We start from the raw sequence: 18,838 nt of genomic DNA on the forward strand, positions 1-18,838 counted from the left end.
GAGTAGCCGGTCATCCCCGCTCCGCTGTTCCAGGTCGTGGACGGAAGGGTGCCTGACCTGCGTTCCCGCAGGTCAGGCACCCTTTTCCGAGGCTCTCAGAAGAGCCCGACCTCCTTGGCCGAGTAGGAGACCAGCAGGTTCTTCGTCTGCTGGTAGTGGTCCAGCATCATCTTGTGGGTCTCGCGGCCGATGCCCGAGCCCTTGTAACCGCCGAAGGCGGCGTGTGCCGGATAGGCGTGGTAGCAGTTGGTCCAGACGCGGCCGGCCTGGATGGCACGGCCGGCGCGGTAGGCGGTGTTGACGTCGCGGGTCCAGACGCCCGCGCCGAGGCCGTAGAGGGTGTCGTTGGCGATCTTCATGGCGTCGTCGAAGTCGCCGAAGGAGGCCACCGAGACGACCGGGCCGAAGATCTCCTCCTGGAAGATCCGCATGCGGTTGTCGCCCTCGAAGATGGTGGGCTGGACGTAGTAGCCGCCCTTCAACTCGCCCTCGTGCTCGATGCGTTCGCCGCCGGTGAGGACCTTGGCGCCCTCCTGGCGGCCGATGTCCAGGTAGGAGAGGATCTTCTCCAGCTGGTCGTTGGAGGCCTGCGCGCCGATCATGGTGTCGGTGTCCAGGGGGTGGCCGGGGACGATCCGCTCGGTGCGCTCGACCGCGGCGGCGAGGAAGTCGCCGTAGTGGCCGCGCTGGATGAGGGCGCGCGAGGGGCAGGTGCAGACCTCGCCCTGGTTGAGGGCGAACATGGCGAAGCCCTCGAGCGCCTTGGTCAGGAAGTCGTCCTGGGCGCGGGAGACGTCGTCGAAGAAGATGTTCGGCGACTTGCCGCCCAGTTCGAGGGTGACCGGAGTGATGTTCTCCGAGGCGTACTGCATGATCAGGCGGCCGGTGGTGGTCTCGCCGGTGAAGGCGACCTTGGCGACCCGCGGGCTGGACGCCAGCGGCTTGCCGGCCTCCACGCCGAAGCCGTTGACGATGTTGAGGACGCCCGGCGGGAGCAGGTCGGAGACCAGGCTCAGCCAGTAGTGGATGGACGCGGGGGTCTGCTCGGCCGGCTTGAGGACCACCGCGTTGCCCGCCGCCAGCGCCGGGGCCAGCTTCCAGACGGCCATCAGGATCGGGAAGTTCCACGGGATGATCTGTGCGACCACGCCCAGCGGCTCGTGGAAGTGGTAGGCGACGGTGTCGTCGTCGATCTCCGCCAGCGAGCCCTCCTGCGCGCGGACCGCGCCCGCGAAGTAGCGGAAGTGGTCGACGGCCAGCGGGATGTCGGCGGCCAGGGTCTCGCGGACCGGCTTGCCGTTCTCCCAGCTCTCGGCAACCGCCAGCTTCTCCAGGTTCGCCTCCATCCGGTCCGCGATCCGCAGCAGGATGTCGGCGCGGGCCGCCGGGGAGGTGCGGCCCCAGGCCGGGGCGGCGGCGTGCGCGGCGTCCAGGGCGCGCTCCACGTCCTCCGCGGTGCCCCGCGCCACCTCGGTGAACGGCTGCCCGTTCACCGGGGACGGGTTCTCGAAGTACTGGCCGCGGGCCGGCGGCACGTACTCGCCGCCGATGAAATGGTCGTAGCGCGCCTGGTAGGAGACGATCGCACCCTCGGTGCCCGGCGCTGCGTAACGGGTCATCTGTCTGCCTCCCGGAGAAGTGCCGCCCGCCGTTGGACGGCTCATCGGCTTCGGTCGCGCAGGCTAGGCGGGCCGACGTTGCGCGGACGTTGCGACCGGGCGGCGGCGGTCGAACGACGGGAGCGGGACGCCGAGTACGCCGAGTTCGCTTTCCAGGGCGGCGAGTCGGGCCCGTACCGGGGCGGTGGGGCGGACGGCGGCGAGAGCCCGCCAGACCTCGAGGTCGTCCTCGCCCCACGGGGCGTGCGCCCAGTCGGTCAGCAGGTCCGGGTCGCCGCGCGCGATCAGCGCGGCACGCAGCGCGTCCGCCGCCCGGCGGCGCAGCCGGGTCACCGCGGGCGCCTGCGAGGAGGGCAGCAGCGGTCCCGCGTACGCGGCCGCCGCCGCGGCGACGGCCCCGGTCTCCAGCCGCCGCTCCACCAGACCCAGGTCGCAGTCCACCGGCGAGGTCAGCCGGTAGGGCCGGGAGGCCAGCACGCCGGCTCCCAGCACGCGCCGCAGGCGGGCCAGTTCGGCGCGCAGGGTGACCGGCGGGACGGCCTCGTCGGGGTAGAGGGCGCAGGCCAGTTCGTCGCCGGTCAGGCCCTCCGGGTGGCGGGCGAGCAGCACCACGATCTCGGAGTGCCTGCGGCTCAGCCGGACCCGCCGTCCGCCGCCGGTCCGCAGCAGCGCCTCGTCCCGGCCGAGCGCCGTCAGCTCCAGCGCGCCGTCGCCGCGTGACGGCGGTTCCAGCAGGGCGAGCTGGGACTCGACGGCGCGGGCGACGGCCTGCACGAAGCCCAGGGAGTGCGGGTGGGCCAGCCCGTTGCCGCCGGTGATGTCGACGGCGCCCAGGATCCGCCCGGTGCGGGGATCGTGCACCGGGGCGGCCGCGCAGGTCCACGGCTGGACCCGGCGGCTGAAGTGCTCGGCGGTGAACACCTGCACGGGCCGGTCGACGGCGACCGCGGTGCCGGGCGCGTTGGTGCCGACGGCGGTCTCGGACCAGCGGGCGCCGGGGACGAAGTTCATCGCGTCCGCGCGCCGCAGCGTCGACGGGCAGCCCTCGACCCACAGCAGACGCCCGTGCGCGTCGCACACGGCGAGCAGGTGGCCGCCGTCGTCGGCGAAGCCGCCGACCAGTTCCCGGATCAGCGGCATCATCCGGGAGAGCGGGTGCTCGGCCCGGTAGGCGTGGAGGTCGGCGTCGGCCAGTTCGACGTCGGCGGTGCGGTCCGGTCCCACCCCGGCCCGGGCGGACCGCCGCCACGAGTCGGCCACCACCGCCCGCACGGGGCGGGGCACGGTTCCCGCCCGGGTGAACGTCTCGTGGGCCCGGCGCAGCGCACGTGTCCGCTCCGCCGGATCGGCTCCCGGCTTCAGGGCCACCCATGGATCGGTCAACTCGGCCTCCCGCAGGGCGACGACGGCATGCGGTCCGCGTCACATCCTCATGCGGGGCGGGACGGGCGACAAGGCGTCGCACCGAAGGGATTCGGTGGAGAACGGGCGGGTGGGGACGGGATGCGCGTCCCGGGGCGCGCGTCCCGTCCCGGGAATGCGGAGACCCCCGCCGCCGTTGGCATGAACCGAACGGAAGGAGGACCCATGGCACGCAGTACCGCGCGTCCCGTGGTGAAGCTGAGGTCGACGGCCGGGACGGGTGTCACGTACGTGACCCGGAAGAACCGGCTGAGCGATCCCGACCGGCTGACCCTGCGCAAGTACGACCCGGTGGCCCGGGAGCACGTCCTGTTCCGCGAGGAGCGGTAGACCCTGGCCCGCCGCCCGGGCGCGGGAGCACCTGGCCGCGGCGTGGACGAAGGGGCGGCCTTGGCATGCACGACGCCGGGGCCGCCCCTTCGCATGCCGCCCTGGCCCGCGTGCCGTCCCTGACGGCCGGCCGTCCCTGACCGCCGGCCGCCACGGGCCGGCGGGCCGCTCCGGCCTGCGGGTGATCGCGGACGGCCGGCGGTGGTCGCGGACCGTCGCGGACGGCCCGCGGGTGGTCAGGAGTCGCGTTCCGCCACCGAGGCGGGGTCGTCGAGGACGCCGCGGATCACCGAGTGCGCCGCCCCCAGCAGCGGCCCCTCCGGGCCCAGAGCGGAGACCGACACCTCGCAGGAGCGCCCCGCCGTGCGCCCGGACAGCTCCGCACGCAGCGAGGGGAGCAGCCACGGGGCCAGCGCGGAGAGCTCGCCGCCCAGGACCACGGCCTGCGGGTCCAGCAGGTTGACCGCCCCGGTCAGGGCGATGCCCAGGGCCGTGCCGGCGTCGTGCAGGGCGGAGCGGACGGCCTCGTCGCCCGCCCCGGCGCGCTCCGCGAGCAGGCCCACCCGGCCCTCGCCCGGTTCCAGACCCACCCTGCGCAGGACCGCGTCCTCGCCGGCGTACTGCTCCAGGCAGCCGATGCCGCCGCACCCGCACGGCGGCCCGTCCGGACGCACCGGCACATGGCCGAGCTCACCGGCGAAGCCCCGCACACCGCGCAGCAGCCGGCCGTCCACCACCAGGGCCGCGCCGATGCCGATCTCCGCTGAGACGTGCAGGAAGTCGGGCGGCGTGTCCTGGCCGAGCCACAGCTCGGCCAGGCCGCCCAGGTTGGCCTCGTTGTCGACGACCGGTTCCAGTCCGCAGGACAGCAGCGCGCCCAGGTCCGTGCGGTGCCAGCCCAGGTTGGGCGCCCTGACCACGGTCCGCGCGTCGCGGGCCACCAGGCCGGGCACCGCGACCGTCAGCCCAGCCGCCCACAGCCCCTGCTCCGCGGCCTCCGCCACCACCTGGCGGACCAGCGCGCCCAGCTCCTCCAGGACCGGCTCCGGCGGACGCCCCCGGTTGGGGCCGTAGCGGACCGCGCGGGCCCGGACCTCGCCGCGCAGGTCGACCGCGCACACCGCCAGGTGGTCGACGCCCACCTCGGCGCCGATGCCGGCCGGGCCGTGCGCGCTCACCGTCAGGGCCGAGCCGGGCCGCCCGCGGCCGGACGCGCCGTTGCGCTCGGGGCCGAGCTCCTCGAGCAGCCCCCAGCGGACCAGGTCGTCGACGAGGGTGGAGACGGCGGCCCTGGTCAGGCCGATGCGGGAGGCCACCGCGGCGCGCGAGAGCGGACCCTCGTCGCGCACGGTGTGCATCACGCGGCCGAGGTTGCGGCGGCGCATGCCGGCCTGGGTGTCGGGGAGCTGCTTGCGTGCGGTCATACCTCTTCCTGGGCCCGGCCGCCGCGCGGGTGCGGGGCCGGGCGGTCGTCCGCCTGGCTGCCGTCCGCGCGGTCCCTCCGTCGGGACCGCGCGGGGCCGGTCAGGGGCGGTCCAGCAGCGGATTCGCCGTGGCCAGCACGGAGCCGATCCGCTCCAGCGCGGCGTCGTCCCGCTCCACGGCGTCCAGCACAGGACCCTCGGCCGTGTTCCAGCGGCGTGCGACGGCGGCCGGGTCCTCACCGGTGAGCAGGCCCGCGGCCTGCGCCGCGGCGCCCAGCGCCACCAGCTCCTGGGCCTGCGGGATCTGCACCGGACGGCCGGACAGGCGGCGCACGGTGTCCCGCCACGCCGTGCCGCGGGCGCCGCCGCCGATCAGCAGCAGCGGCGCGGCCGGGTCGGCGTCCTCGTCCAGGACCAGGTCGAGCGCGGCCAGCAGCGCGTGCACCGCGCCGTCGTAGGCGGCCTGCAGGAGCTGGCCGGCGGTGGTGTCGTGGCGCAGGCCGTGGATCAGGCCGGAGGCGTGCGGGAGCGCGGGGGTCCGCTCGCCGTCCAGGTACGGCAGCATCGTCACGCCGGAGCCCGGCTCCACCGCCTGCCGGTCGATGCCCAGCAGGTCCGCCATCCGGTCGACGGCCAGGGTGCAGTTCAGGGTGCACGCCAGCGGCAGCCAGCCCGCGTTGGCCGCGGCGAAACCGGCCACCGTGCCGGTCGGGTCGGCCGGACGGCGCCCGGTGACCGCGTACACCGTGCCGGAGGTGCCCAGGCTCATCACCGGGGTGCCCGGACGCACGCCCAGGCCCAGCGCCGCGGCGGCGTTGTCACCCGTGCCGGGGGCCACCAGCACGCCCTCGGCCAGCGGAAGCCCGGCGCGGACCGTGCCGGCCGCCTCGCCGGGGCGGACCACCCGGGGGAGCAGGGCCGGGTCCAGGCCGATGTGCTCCAGGGTCTTGGTGTCGTACTCCTCCGTGGCGGACGCCCACCAGCCGGTGCCGGAGACGTCGCCGCGGTCGGTGGTGCCCTCGCCGGTCAGCCGCCCGGTGAGGTAGTCGTGCGGCAGCCGCACGGCGGCGACCCGGGCGGCGGCCTCCGGCTCGTTCTCCGTCAGCCAGGCCCACTTGGTCACCGTGAAGGAGGTGCTGGGCACGCTGCCGGTGCGCTCGGCCCAGGCCTCCGGGCCGCCGAGCTCCTCGATCAGGCGGCGCGTCTGCGGCGCGGAGCGGACGTCGTTCCACAGCATCGCGGGGCGGACCGGCTCCCCGGCGGCGTCCAGCGTCACCAGACCGTGCTGCTGACCGCCGATCGAGATCGCCTTCGCCTCGCGGACCACGTCGCCGCACTGCTCGAGGGCCGAGCACAGGGCGTCCCACCACTCGCGGGGGTCGCTCTCCCGGCGGTCGCCGCCGGTGACCGTGTGCCGGGCCTGTCCGCTCGCCACGACGTGCCCGGTGGCGACGTCGACGACCAGCGCCTTGGTGGACTGGGTGGACGTATCCACACCGACGACGTACATACCCTCGGTGGCTGACATCGGGCTCTCCCTGTGATTCCGCGGCTTGCGGGATTCTGCCTGGTGGACGGCGGTACCCGCGACCCCCGTCGGTCACGGTCCCCCCTGCGTCGCCGGGCTCGACGGGCCTTCGTAGGTCCGAGCCCCGGGTTGTCTCTTCCCAGCGACGTGGTTGCATACTAATTTGTAAACCGGCCTGACGAAATAGTCGATCCGAGCGAGGAGCCACGTCATGAGCACCCGGCCCACCCCTGAGGACAAGTTCACCTTCGGTCTCTGGACCGTCGGCTGGCAGGGCAAGGACCCCTTCGGCGACGCGACGCGTCCCGCCCTGGACCCGGTCGAGACCGTGCAGCGTCTCGCCGAGCTCGGCGCCTACGGCGTGACCTTCCACGACGACGACCTGATCCCCTTCGGCTCCTCGGACGCCGAGCGCGAGGCCATCGTCAAGCGCTTCCGCGAGGCCCTCGACGCCACCGGCATGAAGGTGCCGATGGCCACCACCAACCTCTTCACCCACCCGGTCTTCAAGGACGGCGGCTTCACCGCCAACGACCGCGACGTCCGCCGCTACGCGCTGCGCAAGGTCATCCGCAACATCGACCTCGCCGTCGAGCTGGGCGCCACCACCTACGTCGCCTGGGGCGGCCGTGAGGGCGCCGAGTCCGGTGCCGCCAAGGACGTCCGCGTCGCCCTCGACCGGATGAAGGAGGCCTTCGACCTCCTCGGCGACTACGTCGTCTCCCAGGGCTACGACCTGCGCTTCGCCATCGAGCCCAAGCCGAACGAGCCCCGCGGCGACATCCTCCTGCCGACCATCGGCCACGCCCTGGCCTTCATCGAGCGCCTCGAGCGCCCCGAGCTGGTCGGCCTCAACCCGGAGGTCGGTCACGAGCAGATGGCCGGCCTCAACTTCCCGCACGGCATCGCCCAGGCGCTGTGGGCGGGCAAGCTCTTCCACATCGACCTCAACGGCCAGTCCGGCATCAAGTACGACCAGGACTTCCGCTTCGGCGCCGGTGACCTGCGCCAGGCGTTCTGGCTGGTCGACCTGCTGGAGAACTCCGACTACGCCGGCCCGAAGCACTTCGACTTCAAGCCGCCGCGGACCGAGGACTTCGACGGCGTGTGGGAGTCCGCCGCGGGCAACATGCGCAACTACCTCCTGCTGAAGGAGCGCGCCCTCGCGTTCCGCGCCGACCCGGAGGTCCAGGAGGCGCTGCGCGCCGCCCGCCTCGACGAGCTGGCGCAGCCGACCGCCGCGGACGGCCTCGAGGGCCTCCTCGCCGACCGCTCCGTCTTCGAGGAGTTCGACGTCGACGCCGCCGCCGCGCGGGGCATGGCGTTCGAGCGCCTCGACCAGCTGGCCATGGAGCACCTGCTCGGCGCCCGCGGCTGATCCTCCTCGTCAGGCACGGCCCCGCATCGCCCCGTACCGCTTCGGCGGTGCGGGGCGATCCGCGATTGTGGCGCGGCACGCGTCCGGCAGGCGTGCGTGCGCGTCGGCGTGCAGGTGTGCGTGCAGGCGTGCGGGCAGGGCCGTCTCAGGGTTTTCTCAGGGTCGCGTCGGGGCCGCGTCGGGGCCGAGTGGGGGACCCGGGAGGAACCGTCCGGTCGTCCGAAGGCGTTCACTGGAGGAGAGCGGCAACGCGCCGCGGAGGAGGCGACGAAGATGTCGAGGAACGCGAAGATCGCCGCAGGGGCCACGGCGGCCGGGCTGGTCCTGCTGTTCTGGCTGCCGTGGTGGGTGTCCCTGCTCATAGTGCTCGGGGTCCCGGCCGCCTACTTCGCCCTGGACCCGGGCCAGCGGCGCCGGCTCCGCCGGGTGTCCCGCAAGCAGCTGGGGCGCTGAGTCCGCCTGCCGGTGCGGGGGCCCTCCCGGTGCGGGGGCCCTCCGGTGCGGGGGCCCGCCCTGACCGGCCGGCTCGGGCCGGGACGCCCGGTGCGCCCGGTGCGCCTGGTGCGCGGTCGGGAACAGCCCGGGTTGTTCGGGTCGTACGGCGGAACGGAGTACGGGCTGGTGCTGCGCCCGTTGCTGCCGCGACGCTGCCGCACGAGAGCGTCCGCGGTGATCCGGAGGTGTTCCGACGCTCCGACGCTCCGGAGCGGAGGCCGGGCGCCGGGGGCGCCGGTCTCCGCTCCGGAGGGTGGTGGGTGGGGCGCCGCTAGCCGTTCAGCGGGCAGGTGTTGACCACGTCGCCCTCGGCGGGGCGGGCCACGTCGTGGTCGGCGGGCGGCCGGACGCCGTCCTCCACCCAGGCGGTCAGCGCGTCGAACGCGGAGCGGTGGCAGGGCAGGATCGGACGCAGGGACGCCGGGTAGGTGTCGTACAGACCGTCGACGTGGGTGCCGCCCTCGATGCCGTAGTAGCGGTGCAGGTGGCCGCGGCCGGCCTTGTCGATCATGCGGGCGTACACGTCGGAGTCCGCCGCCTTGGGCAGCAGGGTGTCCAGGTCGCCGTGGAGCGTGATCATCGGACGGCCGATGCGGCCGGTGAGGGACACCCGCTTCACCGCGTCACGCACCGCCCGGGGGCGGGAGGCGTAGTCGTACTCCGCGTCGGAGGCGCACGGCGCGAGGATCTCCGCCACGGTGGATCCCGCCGACGGGCCCGGGCAGGCCGGGTCGTACGACGGGTCGAACTCGGCCCGGTAGGTCTTCTGCGTCACGCCCCAGTACGCGGTGGCGTGGTACGGCCAGAGGAACTCCGAGCCGTGGGCGAAGCCGACCGAGTAGAGGTCCTCGTCGTCGGCCGCGCCGCGCATGTGGGCGACGGTCGTCGGCAGCGAGGTGAAGATGTTGGGGCCGTCCGCCGTCCACAGCGTGCCCTCCCAGTCCACGCCGCCGTCGTACAGCTCCGGGTGGTTCTCCAGCTGCCAGCGGGTCAGGTAGCCGCCGTTGGAGATGCCGGTGACGTACGTCCGGCGCGGGGCGGTGCCGTACCGCTGGGCGACGGTCGCCTTGGCCGCGCGCGTGAGCTGGGTGACGCGGTCGTTCCATTCGACGACCGCGTCGCCCGGGCGCTTGCCGTCGGTGTAGAAGTTCGGCGTGCTGTTGCCCTTGTCGGTGGCCGCGTAGGCGTAGCCGAGGGACAGCACGTGGTCCGAGATGGCGGTGTCCGAGGCGTACTGCTTGCGGGTGCCCGGGGCGCCGGCGACGACCAGCCCGCCGTTCCAGTCGTCGGGCAGGCGGATCACGAACTGGGCGTCGTGGTTCCAGCCGTGGGTGGTGTTGAAGGAGGACGTGTCCGGGAAGTAGCCGTCGATCTGCACGCCGGGGACGCCGGAGGGCTTGCGGGTGGCCACGGAGGTCAGGCCCGCCTGGTCGGCCATGTCGGTGTACGGGGTGCCGGCCAGGCCCGTCGTGGTCAGGTCGTCGAGGCAGGCGCTCCTCTGGTGGTCCGCGGCGGGCACCTTCAGGAGGGCGTGACGGGCGCAGTGGCCCGGGGCGCCGGCCTGCGCGGAGGTGCCCGCCGCGGCGGGCGAGGCGCCGAGTGCGGTCACGGCCAGCAGGGTCGCGGCGACCCAGGGCACACCTGGGGACAGACGCATGAACGGCCTCCAGAGGCTGAGGAGCGGAACGGGCGGCGGCCGGCCGGCGCCGCAGGGCGCGCACGGGCGCGGTTGCGACGGGGCGGCGGGGCCGCGGGCTGCCTCATGGTGGTGTCCTGGCGGCCCGTCAACCATGTGGCGGGCCACCAGGGATGGGGGTGCGCGGGTGGTGGCAGCCGCCATGTAGCCCCTGCAGCGGGGCTGTGGCTCCTCCGACGGCGACGGCGACGGCGACGGCGGTGGCGGCCGTCGCCTACCGCCGACCGGGCGGGAAGGGCACGCGGCCCCGGTGCGGGCGTGAGGCGGCGCCCGGTTGCCGGTAGCGCGTCCGAGCCCGGCCGGGGCCGCCGGGCCGGGCGCCGGGGTCAGGCCGGGGCGGTGGCCAGGTCGGCCAGGGCCGTGAGGAGGGCGGGGAGTTCGGGGCCGCGGCCGACCGGGATGATCTGGCCGGGTTCCTCGTCGAGGAGGACCAGCGCGATGTCGTCGGTCCGGGCGGCGAGGGACCAGCCGGGGCCGTCCGCCCGCACCGTGCGCGCGCCGCCGTCCGCGAACGCGGCCCGGACCCGGCCGGGCGGGGGAGGGGTGTCGAGGTACCCGCGCGCCTCGGCGAGGACGCGGCGGATGCCCTGGTGGGAGGGGCCGCCACCACCCGCGGGACCGGGAGCCGGCGCGGCCTCGCCCGCCCCGCCCGCCACCGGGACCGGGGCGAAGTCCGCATCGTCGAGCTGCCCCCGCCAGTGCCCCCAGTGCGCGGCGATCTCGTCCGCGCCCAGCCGGCGCTGGGCGGGCCCCCACACCGTGGTGTCCGGCGGGGCCAGCGCCGGTCCCGCCTCCTCCGGGTCGGGATCGTGCGGTGCGGGCAGGCCCGGCGCCTTCACGGCCACCGACAGCGGCCACCCCGGCAGCGCGACCACCATGGAACGCTCGTCGGGGGAGAGGTCGTACTCCATGCCGCAGTCCCAGGAGGCGATGGCCGTGGCGACCAGCGACACGTCGTCGACCACCACGGTCCAGCGGGCGCCGTCGCCGTCCTGGCCGAAGACCAGCCCGTAGCCGCCCCGCGTCGCCTCCAGCCCCAGCGCGGCGCAGGCCGCCGGGTAGTCGTCGCCCAGGACCCCGGGGAACCGTGCGGGGGTGAGCAGGACGGCCGTCAGCACGGCCAGCGCGTCCTCGTCGCCCTCGAGGGCGCCCGCGCCCGCCTCGTCGAAGCCCTTCGCGCCGACCGCGGACCCGTCCGTTCCGGCCATGCGGCAGCCTCCTTCGTCACCGTTCGTCGGCGCACCCTAGACCGAGGGTGGCGGCCTTGTCACCTGGCCCCCGTCACCTGGCGAGGAGGGCCGTCTCAGGACCGCGGGGCGGGCAGGCCGAGCAGGTCGCGGGCCATCACGTCCGGGCTCACGCCGCGCTCCCGGGACAGGGTGAGCACCGCGCGGCAGGCCAGCTCGTTCACGCCGAAGGACAGCGCCTCGGGGGAGACCCAGGACGCGGCCTCGTCCATGGCCTCCTCGTCGTCCGTCGCCGAGGCGGCGACGTACGCAGCGGCCGCGTCGAAGAGGTTGTGGGCCCGCGGCCTCGGCCCCGGGGCCGCCGGGGCGGGCGTCGCGGGGCGGGTCAACCGGGCGAGTACCGTACGCAGCTTGCCGAGCACTGCGGACCACCTTCCTCCGGGTCTGTCCGTGACGTGTTTGCCTGGCGTTCGGCCTTCCGTCTCCAACGTATGCCCTCCCAACCTAGGCTCGGAGCGGCCGGAGCAGTAGAGGGCCTACCGCCCCTGTCCGCCGGACCCCTCCCGCACGGCCAGCGCGAGGAAGCGCGACGGCTCGTCGGCGTACTCGGTCAGCCGCCACCCGGCCGACTCCAGCAGGGGCCGCAGGTTCGCCTCGGCCCGCAGATCGCCCGGGGTGAGCTCCCGCCCCTGCCGCGCGGCCAGCGCCGCCCGCCCCACCGGGTGGAAGAGCGCGAGCACGCCCCCGGGCCGCACCGCCCGCCCCAGCGCGGCCAGATCACGCCGCGGCTCGGGCAGGTGCGCCACCAGCCCCGCCGCGAACACCGCGTCCAGCGCCCCCGCCCGCACCGGGGGAGCGGCGGCGTCCGCCAGCAGCAGCACCCCGTGCCGGTCGCGTCCGGCGCGCGCCGCCGCCCGCAGCATCTCCTCGGTGACATCCGCCCCCAGCACCACCCCGGACGGCCCCACCGCGGCCCGCAGCGCGGCCAGAGCGCGCCCCGTGCCGCAGCCGGCGTCCAGCACCCGGTCGCCAGGACGCAGCCCCATGGCCGCCACCGCCCGGTCGAACGCGGGCCCGTCGTCGGGGAACCTGCGGTCCCAGTCGGCCGCCCGCGCGGCGAAGAAGTCACGGACCCGGTCACGGTCGTACACAGGTGTGCGGTGCTCGCTCATACTCCGCATGATCCCCCGGAATCGCCGTAACGGACGGTGCACGTTCGGTCACATGACGATCCGTCGGACACGGCGAAGGGTCATGTTCCGGCACCTTTCGAAAGCCGACGCCGCCCGCGACGGGCGCATGGCTAGCGTCCCGGTCCCATGGGACACCTGGACCACGCCGCCTTCGGCTGGCTGACCCCCGTGCTGTCGTACGCGATGGCCTGCACCGGCGCCGCCCTCGGGCTGCGCTGCACCGTCCGCGCGCTCGAGGCCACCGGCAGCTCGCGCCGCAACTGGCTGCTCACCGCCGCCTCCGCCATCGGCACCGGCATCTGGACCATGCACTTCACCGCGATGCTCGGCTTCGCCGTCCGGGGCACCGACCTGCGCTACGACGTGCCGCTGACCGTGCTCAGCCTCGTCGTCGCCATGGTGGTGGTCTGCGCCGGCGTCTTCGCCGTCGGCTACGGCCGCGACCGCACCCGCGCCCTCGTCCTCGGCGGACTGACCACCGGGATCGGCGTCGCCTCCATGCACTACCTCGGGATGGCCGCGCTGCGCCTGCACGGTGACATCTCGTTCGACCCGGTGATGGTCGCCGTCTCCGTGGTGATCGCCGTCGTCGCGGCCACCGCGGCCCTCTGGGCGGCCCTCAACATCACCGCGCCGCTCGCGGTCACCGTCGCCTCGCTGGTCATGGGCCTGGCCGTCAGCAGCATGCACTACACCGGCATGCACGCGGTGCGGGTACGGGTGCTCCCCTCCGCCGAACCCCTCGCCGGAGCCACCGCGATGCAGTTCGTCTTCCCGCTCGCCGTGGGCCTCGGCTCCTACCTCTTCCTGACCTCGGCCTTCGTGGCGCTCTCCCCGACGGCGCGCGAGCGGGCCGCCGAGGACGCGGCCCGGCGGGCCTGGCGCAGCACCCCCGCGGTCACCGAGCGGACCCCTGTCGAACGAGGGAACCATGCGTACATCCCCTAGGACCGACGGCACCGGCCGCGGGACACCTCCGCCCCCGGTGCGCGGCCGCCGGGCGCACGCCGGGCCCCCGGCCGACGAGACGGCGGAGGAACTCGCCGCCGCGGCAGCCGCGGCCGCCGCGAGCGCCGGCCGCGGGGCCCTCGGTGCCCCCGGCGGCGCCCGGGGACTGCGGCTGCGCCCCCGCACCGTCCGGGCCAAGGTGGTCAGCCTGCTGATGGTGCCCGTGATGTCGCTGCTGGCGCTGTGGGGCTACGCCACCGTGACCACCGTGCAGGACGTCGCGGCCCTCAGGCAGGCCGAGCGCGTGGACGCCCAGGTCCGCGTCCCCGCGGCCGAGGCGGTCATCGCCCTGCAGGCCGAACGGGCCTTCGCGCTGCGGCACGCCACCGGCGGCGAGGCGGCACCGCGCGGCGAGTCCGGCGCCCTCACCGACGCCACCGACCGGGCCGTGGGGAAGCTGCGGCTCGGCCGCACGGGCACCGTCGCCGACAGCGGAGAGCTCCCGCCCGAGGTCCCCGCGCGCCTCCGCGCCTTCCTGGCGGGGGCCGACGGCCTGAGCTCCGTGCGCAGCGCCGTCCTCGAGGGCGACGCCGGCTGGAAGGACACCTACCGGGCGTACACCGACGTCATCGCCGACGCCCTCGCGGTGGACGGCGCCCTCACCTCCATCCCGCACGTCCGGGAGGGCTCCGACGCCCGGATCCTGCTGGAACTCGGCCGGGCCGGCGAGGCCCTCGCCCAGGAGGACGCCCTGCTGGCGTCGGCACGGCTCGACGGCTCGCTCGACGGCGAACGACGCGCCCTCTTCACCGCGGCGACCGCCACCCGCCGGGCACTCGTCGACCACGCCGCCCCCGACCTGCGCGAACCCCAGCGCGGCGCCTGGCGGGACCTCCTCCGCGGCGGCGGACACGAGGAACTGGTGAAGGCCGAGGACGCCGTGCTGCGGGCCGGCTCCGGCGAGGCGGCCGCGGGCGCCGTCCCCGCGGGTGACTGGGAGGCCGCCCACGCCCAGGTCCAGGACGCCCTGCGGGACATCGCCGACCACGCCTCCCACGCCGACCCCGCGGGAGCCGGGCCGCTGACGCGCGGGCTGATCAGCCCTGCGGGCGGCGCGGTGCTGCTCGGCCTGCTCGCGGTGAGCGTCTCCCTGCTCATCTCGGTGCGCATCGGCCGGGGAATCGTCGCCGACCTGGTCGGGCTGCGCAACAGCGCCCTGGAGATCGCCCGGCGCAAACTCCCCCAGGCCATGCGCAAACTGCGGGCCGGCGAGGAGATCGACGTCGACGCCGAGGCCCCCCACGGCCCGCCCGCCGAGGACGAGACCGGCCAGGTCGCCGAGGCCCTCGGCACCGTGCACCGCGCCGCGCTGCACGCCGCCGTGGAGCGCGCGGAACTGGCCAGCGGCATCTCCGGCGTCTTCGTGAACCTGGCCCGCCGCAGCCAGGTGCTGGTGCACCGCCAACTCGCCCTGCTGGACGGCATGGAACGCCGGGCGGAGGACCCCGACGAGCTCAGCGACCTGTTCCGCCTCGACCACCTCACCACCCGGATGCGGCGGCACGCCGAGTCCCTGATCATCCTCTCCGGCGCCGCCCCCGGCCGCGCCTGGAGCCGCCCGGTCTCGCTCACCAACGTGGTCCGCGCGGCCGTTTCGGAGATCGAGGACTACGCGCGCGTCGACGTCCGGCAGCTCGCCGAGACCGCCGTCACCGGCGCGGCGGTCGCCGACCTCACCCACCTGCTGGCCGAACTCGTCGAGAACGCAGCGCAGTTCTCGCCCCCGCACACCAAGGTGCGGGTCACCGGGGAGACCGTCGGCAACGGGTACGCGGTGGAGGTCGAGGACCGGGGCCTCGGCATGGGCCCGGAAACCCTGGCCGAGGCCAACCGGCGGATCGAGCAGTCCGAGGCGCTCGACCTCTTCGACAGCGACCGGCTGGGGCTCTTCGTGGTCAGCCGCCTCGCCGCGCGGCACGGGATCAAGGTGCACCTGCGCCCCTCGCCGTACGGCGGCACCACCGCGGTGGTGCTCCTGCCGAAGAACCTGCTGCACGCCGAGGCGGACCTGGGGGACGCCGGGCGGCCGGGCGTCGCGGACGACCGGGGGGCGGACCGCGGCGCGGCGCTGCCGACGGCGGCCGCGCCCCGGCCGGCGCTGATCGCCCAGGCCGGGCCGGCCGAGGAACTCCCGCCGGTCGACCCCCCGCCCGGGGTGACCGCCCTCCGCCCCCGCCGCGCGGCCACCGCCCCCCGCGAGGCAAGCCCCGCGGCCGGCCCCCGGCACACCGGCACCCCCGACCCGCTCGGCACCGCGCGTGCGCGTGCGGATGCGGCGGCGGACCGTCTCGGCGCCGGGGACGACCGGTCCGGGACCGGTCACGACCGTACGGAAGCGGTCACGGACCGACGCGGCGGCGACCGGCTCGGGGCCGGTAACGACCGTGCGGGTGCGGGTGCGGGTGCGGGTGCGGATCGGCTCGGTGCCGGTAACCACCGGCCGGGGGCGACCGGGGACCGGCTCGGCACAGCTCACGGCCGCCCGGGTGCGGCCGACGCCCCGCTCGGCACCGCGTACGACCGGACCGCCCCCGCCGGTGGCCCGACGGCCCCGGGTCTGGGCGGCACGGCACCCGTCACCGGAGCGCCGGTCGGCCACACCACCCCGGCCGACGGACGGGCCCCGGCCGCACCGCCCGCCTTCGGCGGCGGTCCGATCACGCCGGGCACCGCCAGCCTGTCCGCCACCCCGGGCTCCCCGGGCGCTCCCGTCCCGTCTGCCACCCCGGACTCCCCTGTCGCGCCCGCCACCTCGGGCTCCCCGGGTGTCCCGGCTTCGTCCGCCGCTCCCGGCTCCCCGGGCGCTTCAGCCGCGTTCACCACCCCCGGCTCCCCGGGCGGCTCCGCGCCGTCCGGGGGCACCCTCCGCCTCGGCCCGAGGCCCGCGGGCCCCGGTTCCGCCACCGCCCGGCCGGGCGGCCACACCACCGGAGCCGATAGCGCCACCGGCTCCGGCTCCGGAAGCGCCACCGGGCACGGAGCCGCCACCGAGCCTGGAATCGGCACCGCCGCCGCGCCCGGCGCCGGCCCAGGTACCGCCACCGGCTCCGGAACCGCCACCGGGCCCGGAACCGGCACCACCGCCGCGCCCGGCGCCGGCCCAGGTACCGCCACCGGCTCCGGAACCGCCGCCGAGCCCGGAACCGGCCCCGGCACCGCCACCGGCGCCGACACCCCCCTGCCCCGCCGCGTGCGGCAGCGCAACCTCGCCCCGCAGCTCCGGCAGCGGCCCCCCGCGTCGCACGCTCCTGCCCCCGCCCCGGCCGAGGACCGCACCCCGGAGGCGGTCCGGGACCGCATGGCCGCCTACCGCGACGGCTGGGTGCGCGGCGGCGGCCACCCGCCCGGCCACGGCCCCCGCACCCCCGGCCGCACCGACCGCAGCGAAGGAGACCCCGCATGACGTACGACCCCCTGACCCTGGCCCACGACCCCGTGACGACCGGAGGGCCGCGGCGCTCCGTCGAACTCGACTGGCTCCTGGACGACCTGGTGATCCGCACCGCCGAGGTGCGGCACGCCGTGGTCCTCTCCGACGACGGACTCGCCGTCGGCTCCTCCAGCGGCCTCGGCCGCGAGGACGCCGACCACCTCGCCGCCGTAGCCTCCGGGTTCAACAGCCTCGCCAAGGGGGCCGGCCGCCACTTCGGCGTCGGCGGGGTCCGCCAGACGATGGTGGAGATGGACGACGGCTACCTGTTCGTGGCCGCCGCCGGAGCCGGCTCCTGCCTCGCCGTCCTCACCGGCGCCAAGGTCGACATCGGCCTGATCGCCTACGAGATGGCCCGAATGGTCAAGCGGGTCGGCGAACACCTCCACCAGCAGCCGCGGGTGCCCGTGCGGCCGCCCGTCGGCTGACCGGGAGGCGGAACTCCGCATGCGCGACACCGACCCGACGACGCACACCCCGTTCCCCCCACGCCCGGGCGAGGCAGCCCCGTCGGGTGGCCGGTGGTACGAGAGCCAGTGGTTCGACGGCGAGGCCGGACCGCTGGTGCGCCCCTACGCGATGACCGGCGGGCGCACCAGCGCCGGACCCGCCGGCGCCGGCTTCGACCTCATCGCGCTCATCTCCCTGGACCCCGAGGCGCCGCCCGGCGCGGCGGCGGCGCTCGCCCCCGAACACCGGCTGCTGCTGGACCTGTGCCGCACCGAGACCCAGTCGGTCGCCGAACTCGCCGCGGGCGCCGACCTCCCCGTCGGCGTCGTCCGCGTCCTCCTCGGAGACCTGCTGGAGCTGGGCTGCGTCACCGTCAGCCGCCCTGTGCCACCCGCCCAGTTGCCCGACGAGCGGGTGTTGCGCGAGGTGATCGCCGGGCTGCGCGCGCTGTGAAACTCCGCGGGAGCTTCCCAGGCGCATCAGTCCTATGATCGCGTCAGCCGGTTCGCCGCCGGCCGTGCCCGCCCACTCCCACCGACCGATCCCCACCGTGACCGACCCCTCGCGGCGAGCCGATCGCCCGTGACACCCGAGAGAAGTGATCGATGGTCCCCCAGCAGACGGACACCGCCTCCGGCGGGACGACGGGCGCCGCCGACACCCAGGACGCCTCCGCCCCGATGGCGTTGAAGATCCTGGTGGCAGGCGGTTTCGGCGTGGGCAAGACGACCCTGGTCGGCGCCGTCAGCGAGATCCGGCCCCTGCGCACCGAGGAACTCCTCACCGAGGCGGGCCGGACGGTGGACGACACCGCGGGCGTCGACCAGAAGACCACCACCACCGTGGCCATGGACTTCGGCCGCATCACCATCCGCGCCGGGCTCTCGCTGTACCTCTTCGGCACGCCCGGCCAGGACCGCTTCTGGTTCCTGTGGGACGAGCTCGCGCAGGGCGCGCTGGGCGCCGTCGTACTCGCCGACACCCGGCGGCTCGAGGACTGCTTCCCGGCCGTGGACTACTTCGAGCACCGGGGCATCCCGTTCGTGGTGGCCGTCAACTGCTTCGAGGGCGCCCGGTCCTACACGCCCGACGAGGTCTCCGCCGCCCTCGACCTGGACCCCGGAACGCCCGTGGTGCTCTGCGACGCCCGCGAGCGGGAGTCCGGCAAGGAGGTCCTGATCAGCGTGGTGGAGCACGCGGGGCGGATGCACACCGCGCGCCTGCTCGACTCGGTGCGCTGACGGCGGTCAGTCCGCGAGACCGGCGACCGCGCTGACCCGTTCGACGGACAGCCGCACCAGCAGCTCGCCCGGGACCGCGTTGCGCGCCCCGAACGCCTCCGCCCGTTCCTCACCCATGTAGCGGGCGGCGATCCGGGTCGCCCAGTGCCGCATCTCGTCCAGGTCGTCGACGAGCCGCGCCCGGCAGGTCAGCGAGACGAACGAGAACGGGGGCCGCTCGTCGTCCACGCAGAGGGCGGCCCGGCCGTCCCGGGCGAGGTTGCGGCCCTTGACGGTGTCCGCGCCGGTGGTCAGCACCACCTCGTCCCCGTCCAGCGTGAACCAGACGGGGGCGACGTGCGGTGAACCGTCGGCCCGGGTGGTGGCCAGCTTCGCGGTGCGGGTCCCGGCGGTGACGAAGTCCCGCCATTCCCGGTCGTCCATCCTGTGCGCCATGC

Annotated in this window: 16 protein-coding genes and 1 pseudogene; 8 read left to right on the forward strand and 9 right to left on the reverse strand. The window is 75.5% G+C overall.

Features of this window, described 5'->3' with window-relative positions; all coding sequences use genetic code 11:
• Positions 1-95: 95 nt before the first annotated feature.
• Both exaC and ACWD3O_RS30910 read right to left on the reverse strand, forming a co-directional pair.
• The gene (gene exaC, locus ACWD3O_RS30905; RefSeq protein WP_356128190.1) at positions 96-1,619 is read right to left on the reverse strand and encodes an acetaldehyde dehydrogenase ExaC; all 1,524 of its coding nucleotides are present in this window, start codon (positions 1,617-1,619) and stop codon (positions 96-98) included.
• 63 nt (positions 1,620-1,682) lie between these two features.
• Positions 1,683-3,002, reverse strand: a complete 1,320-nt coding sequence (locus ACWD3O_RS30910) for a GAF domain-containing protein (RefSeq protein WP_451418173.1) — start codon at positions 3,000-3,002, stop codon at positions 1,683-1,685.
• A 204-nt stretch (positions 3,003-3,206) separates the two neighbouring features.
• Between ACWD3O_RS30910 and rpmG the strand changes: the two genes are divergently transcribed.
• Complete coding sequence (gene rpmG / locus ACWD3O_RS30915) at positions 3,207-3,371, forward strand: 50S ribosomal protein L33 (protein WP_356128184.1); 165 nt, start codon at positions 3,207-3,209, stop codon at positions 3,369-3,371.
• A gap of 236 nt (positions 3,372-3,607) precedes the next feature.
• On the opposite strand, the gene ACWD3O_RS30920 is transcribed toward rpmG, so the two are convergent.
• Together ACWD3O_RS30920 and xylB are read right to left on the reverse strand one after the other, a co-directional pair.
• The gene (locus ACWD3O_RS30920) at positions 3,608-4,795 is read right to left on the reverse strand and encodes an ROK family protein (protein ID WP_451418174.1); all 1,188 of its coding nucleotides are present in this window, start codon (positions 4,793-4,795) and stop codon (positions 3,608-3,610) included.
• A gap of 100 nt (positions 4,796-4,895) precedes the next feature.
• Positions 4,896-6,323: a xylulokinase gene (gene xylB / locus ACWD3O_RS30925; protein WP_451418175.1), complete on the reverse strand. Its 1,428-nt coding sequence runs from the start codon at positions 6,321-6,323 to the stop codon at positions 4,896-4,898.
• Between the two features lie 211 nt (positions 6,324-6,534).
• On the opposite strand from xylB, the gene xylA reads away from it, so the two are divergent.
• Both xylA and ACWD3O_RS30935 read left to right on the forward strand, forming a co-directional pair.
• Entirely contained in the window at positions 6,535-7,701 is a 1,167-nt protein-coding gene (gene xylA / locus ACWD3O_RS30930; RefSeq protein ID WP_451411763.1) for a xylose isomerase, read from the forward strand.
• Between the two features lie 273 nt (positions 7,702-7,974).
• Entirely contained in the window at positions 7,975-8,154 is a 180-nt protein-coding gene (locus tag ACWD3O_RS30935) for a hypothetical protein (protein ID WP_356128172.1), read from the forward strand.
• A gap of 313 nt (positions 8,155-8,467) precedes the next feature.
• Here ACWD3O_RS30935 and ACWD3O_RS30940 read toward each other — a convergent pair whose 3' ends face one another.
• The 4 genes from ACWD3O_RS30940 to ACWD3O_RS30955 form a co-directional block, all read right to left on the reverse strand.
• Positions 8,468-9,853 (reverse strand): tannase/feruloyl esterase family alpha/beta hydrolase, encoded by a 1,386-nt coding sequence (locus ACWD3O_RS30940; protein WP_451418176.1) that lies wholly within the window; start codon positions 9,851-9,853, stop codon positions 8,468-8,470.
• A gap of 365 nt (positions 9,854-10,218) precedes the next feature.
• Entirely contained in the window at positions 10,219-11,100 is an 882-nt protein-coding gene (locus ACWD3O_RS30945; RefSeq protein WP_451418177.1) for a hypothetical protein, read from the reverse strand.
• Positions 11,101-11,195: 95 nt separating this feature from the next.
• Positions 11,196-11,468 carry a hypothetical protein gene (locus tag ACWD3O_RS30950; RefSeq protein ID WP_451411879.1) on the reverse strand — a complete coding sequence of 91 codons (273 nt, stop codon included), beginning with the start codon at positions 11,466-11,468 and terminating at the stop codon, positions 11,196-11,198.
• Between the two features lie 147 nt (positions 11,469-11,615).
• Positions 11,616-12,260, reverse strand: coding sequence for a methyltransferase domain-containing protein (locus tag ACWD3O_RS30955; RefSeq protein WP_451418178.1), 645 nt, complete (start codon positions 12,258-12,260; stop codon positions 11,616-11,618).
• Between the two features lie 138 nt (positions 12,261-12,398).
• Here ACWD3O_RS30955 and ACWD3O_RS30960 point away from each other — a divergent pair, with 138 nt between their 5' ends.
• The 5 genes and pseudogenes from ACWD3O_RS30960 to ACWD3O_RS30980 all read left to right on the forward strand — a co-directional run bounded on the left by ACWD3O_RS30960 (position 12,399) and on the right by ACWD3O_RS30980 (position 18,401).
• Positions 12,399-13,220 (forward strand): MHYT domain-containing protein, encoded by an 822-nt coding sequence (locus tag ACWD3O_RS30960; RefSeq protein ID WP_451411759.1) that lies wholly within the window; start codon positions 12,399-12,401, stop codon positions 13,218-13,220.
• Positions 13,204-15,738 (forward strand): annotated as a pseudogene (locus ACWD3O_RS30965) (sensor histidine kinase); the annotation flags it as partial. The gene ACWD3O_RS30960 and the pseudogene ACWD3O_RS30965, both read left to right, overlap by 17 nt.
• Before the next feature lie 941 nt (positions 15,739-16,679).
• Entirely contained in the window at positions 16,680-17,138 is a 459-nt protein-coding gene (locus tag ACWD3O_RS30970) for a roadblock/LC7 domain-containing protein (protein WP_451411758.1), read from the forward strand.
• Positions 17,139-17,157: 19 nt separating this feature from the next.
• Entirely contained in the window at positions 17,158-17,613 is a 456-nt protein-coding gene (locus tag ACWD3O_RS30975; protein WP_451411757.1) for a DUF742 domain-containing protein, read from the forward strand.
• A gap of 152 nt (positions 17,614-17,765) precedes the next feature.
• On the forward strand, positions 17,766-18,401 hold the full coding sequence (locus tag ACWD3O_RS30980) for a GTP-binding protein (protein WP_451418179.1): 636 nt from the start codon (positions 17,766-17,768) through the stop codon (positions 18,399-18,401).
• A 6-nt stretch (positions 18,402-18,407) separates the two neighbouring features.
• Here the strand turns inward: ACWD3O_RS30980 and ACWD3O_RS30985 are convergent, their stop codons facing one another.
• Positions 18,408-18,836 carry a PPOX class F420-dependent oxidoreductase gene (locus ACWD3O_RS30985; protein ID WP_451411755.1) on the reverse strand — a complete coding sequence of 143 codons (429 nt, stop codon included), beginning with the start codon at positions 18,834-18,836 and terminating at the stop codon, positions 18,408-18,410.
• Between the last annotated feature and the right edge of the window lie 2 nt (positions 18,837-18,838).

The organism is Streptomyces sp. NPDC002640, from assembly GCF_053592575.1.

Coding starts and splice junctions, on each gene's coding strand:
- exaC (WP_356128190.1), bottom strand. CDS start 1,619: ATGACCCGTTACGCAGCGCCGGGCACCGAGGGTGCGATCGTCTCCTAC.
- rpmG (WP_356128184.1), top strand. CDS start 3,207: ATGGCACGCAGTACCGCGCGTCCCGTGGTGAAGCTGAGGTCGACGGCC.
- ACWD3O_RS30920 (WP_451418174.1), bottom strand. CDS start 4,795: ATGACCGCACGCAAGCAGCTCCCCGACACCCAGGCCGGCATGCGCCGC.
- xylB (WP_451418175.1), bottom strand. CDS start 6,323: ATGTCAGCCACCGAGGGTATGTACGTCGTCGGTGTGGATACGTCCACC.
- xylA (WP_451411763.1), top strand. CDS start 6,535: ATGAGCACCCGGCCCACCCCTGAGGACAAGTTCACCTTCGGTCTCTGG.
- ACWD3O_RS30935 (WP_356128172.1), top strand. CDS start 7,975: ATGTCGAGGAACGCGAAGATCGCCGCAGGGGCCACGGCGGCCGGGCTG.
- ACWD3O_RS30940 (WP_451418176.1), bottom strand. CDS start 9,853: ATGCGTCTGTCCCCAGGTGTGCCCTGGGTCGCCGCGACCCTGCTGGCC.
- ACWD3O_RS30945 (WP_451418177.1), bottom strand. CDS start 11,100: ATGGCCGGAACGGACGGGTCCGCGGTCGGCGCGAAGGGCTTCGACGAG.
- ACWD3O_RS30955 (WP_451418178.1), bottom strand. CDS start 12,260: ATGCGGAGTATGAGCGAGCACCGCACACCTGTGTACGACCGTGACCGG.
- ACWD3O_RS30960 (WP_451411759.1), top strand. CDS start 12,399: ATGGGACACCTGGACCACGCCGCCTTCGGCTGGCTGACCCCCGTGCTG.
- ACWD3O_RS30970 (WP_451411758.1), top strand. CDS start 16,680: ATGACGTACGACCCCCTGACCCTGGCCCACGACCCCGTGACGACCGGA.
- ACWD3O_RS30975 (WP_451411757.1), top strand. CDS start 17,158: ATGCGCGACACCGACCCGACGACGCACACCCCGTTCCCCCCACGCCCG.
- ACWD3O_RS30980 (WP_451418179.1), top strand. CDS start 17,766: ATGGTCCCCCAGCAGACGGACACCGCCTCCGGCGGGACGACGGGCGCC.
- ACWD3O_RS30985 (WP_451411755.1), bottom strand. CDS start 18,836: ATGGCGCACAGGATGGACGACCGGGAATGGCGGGACTTCGTCACCGCC.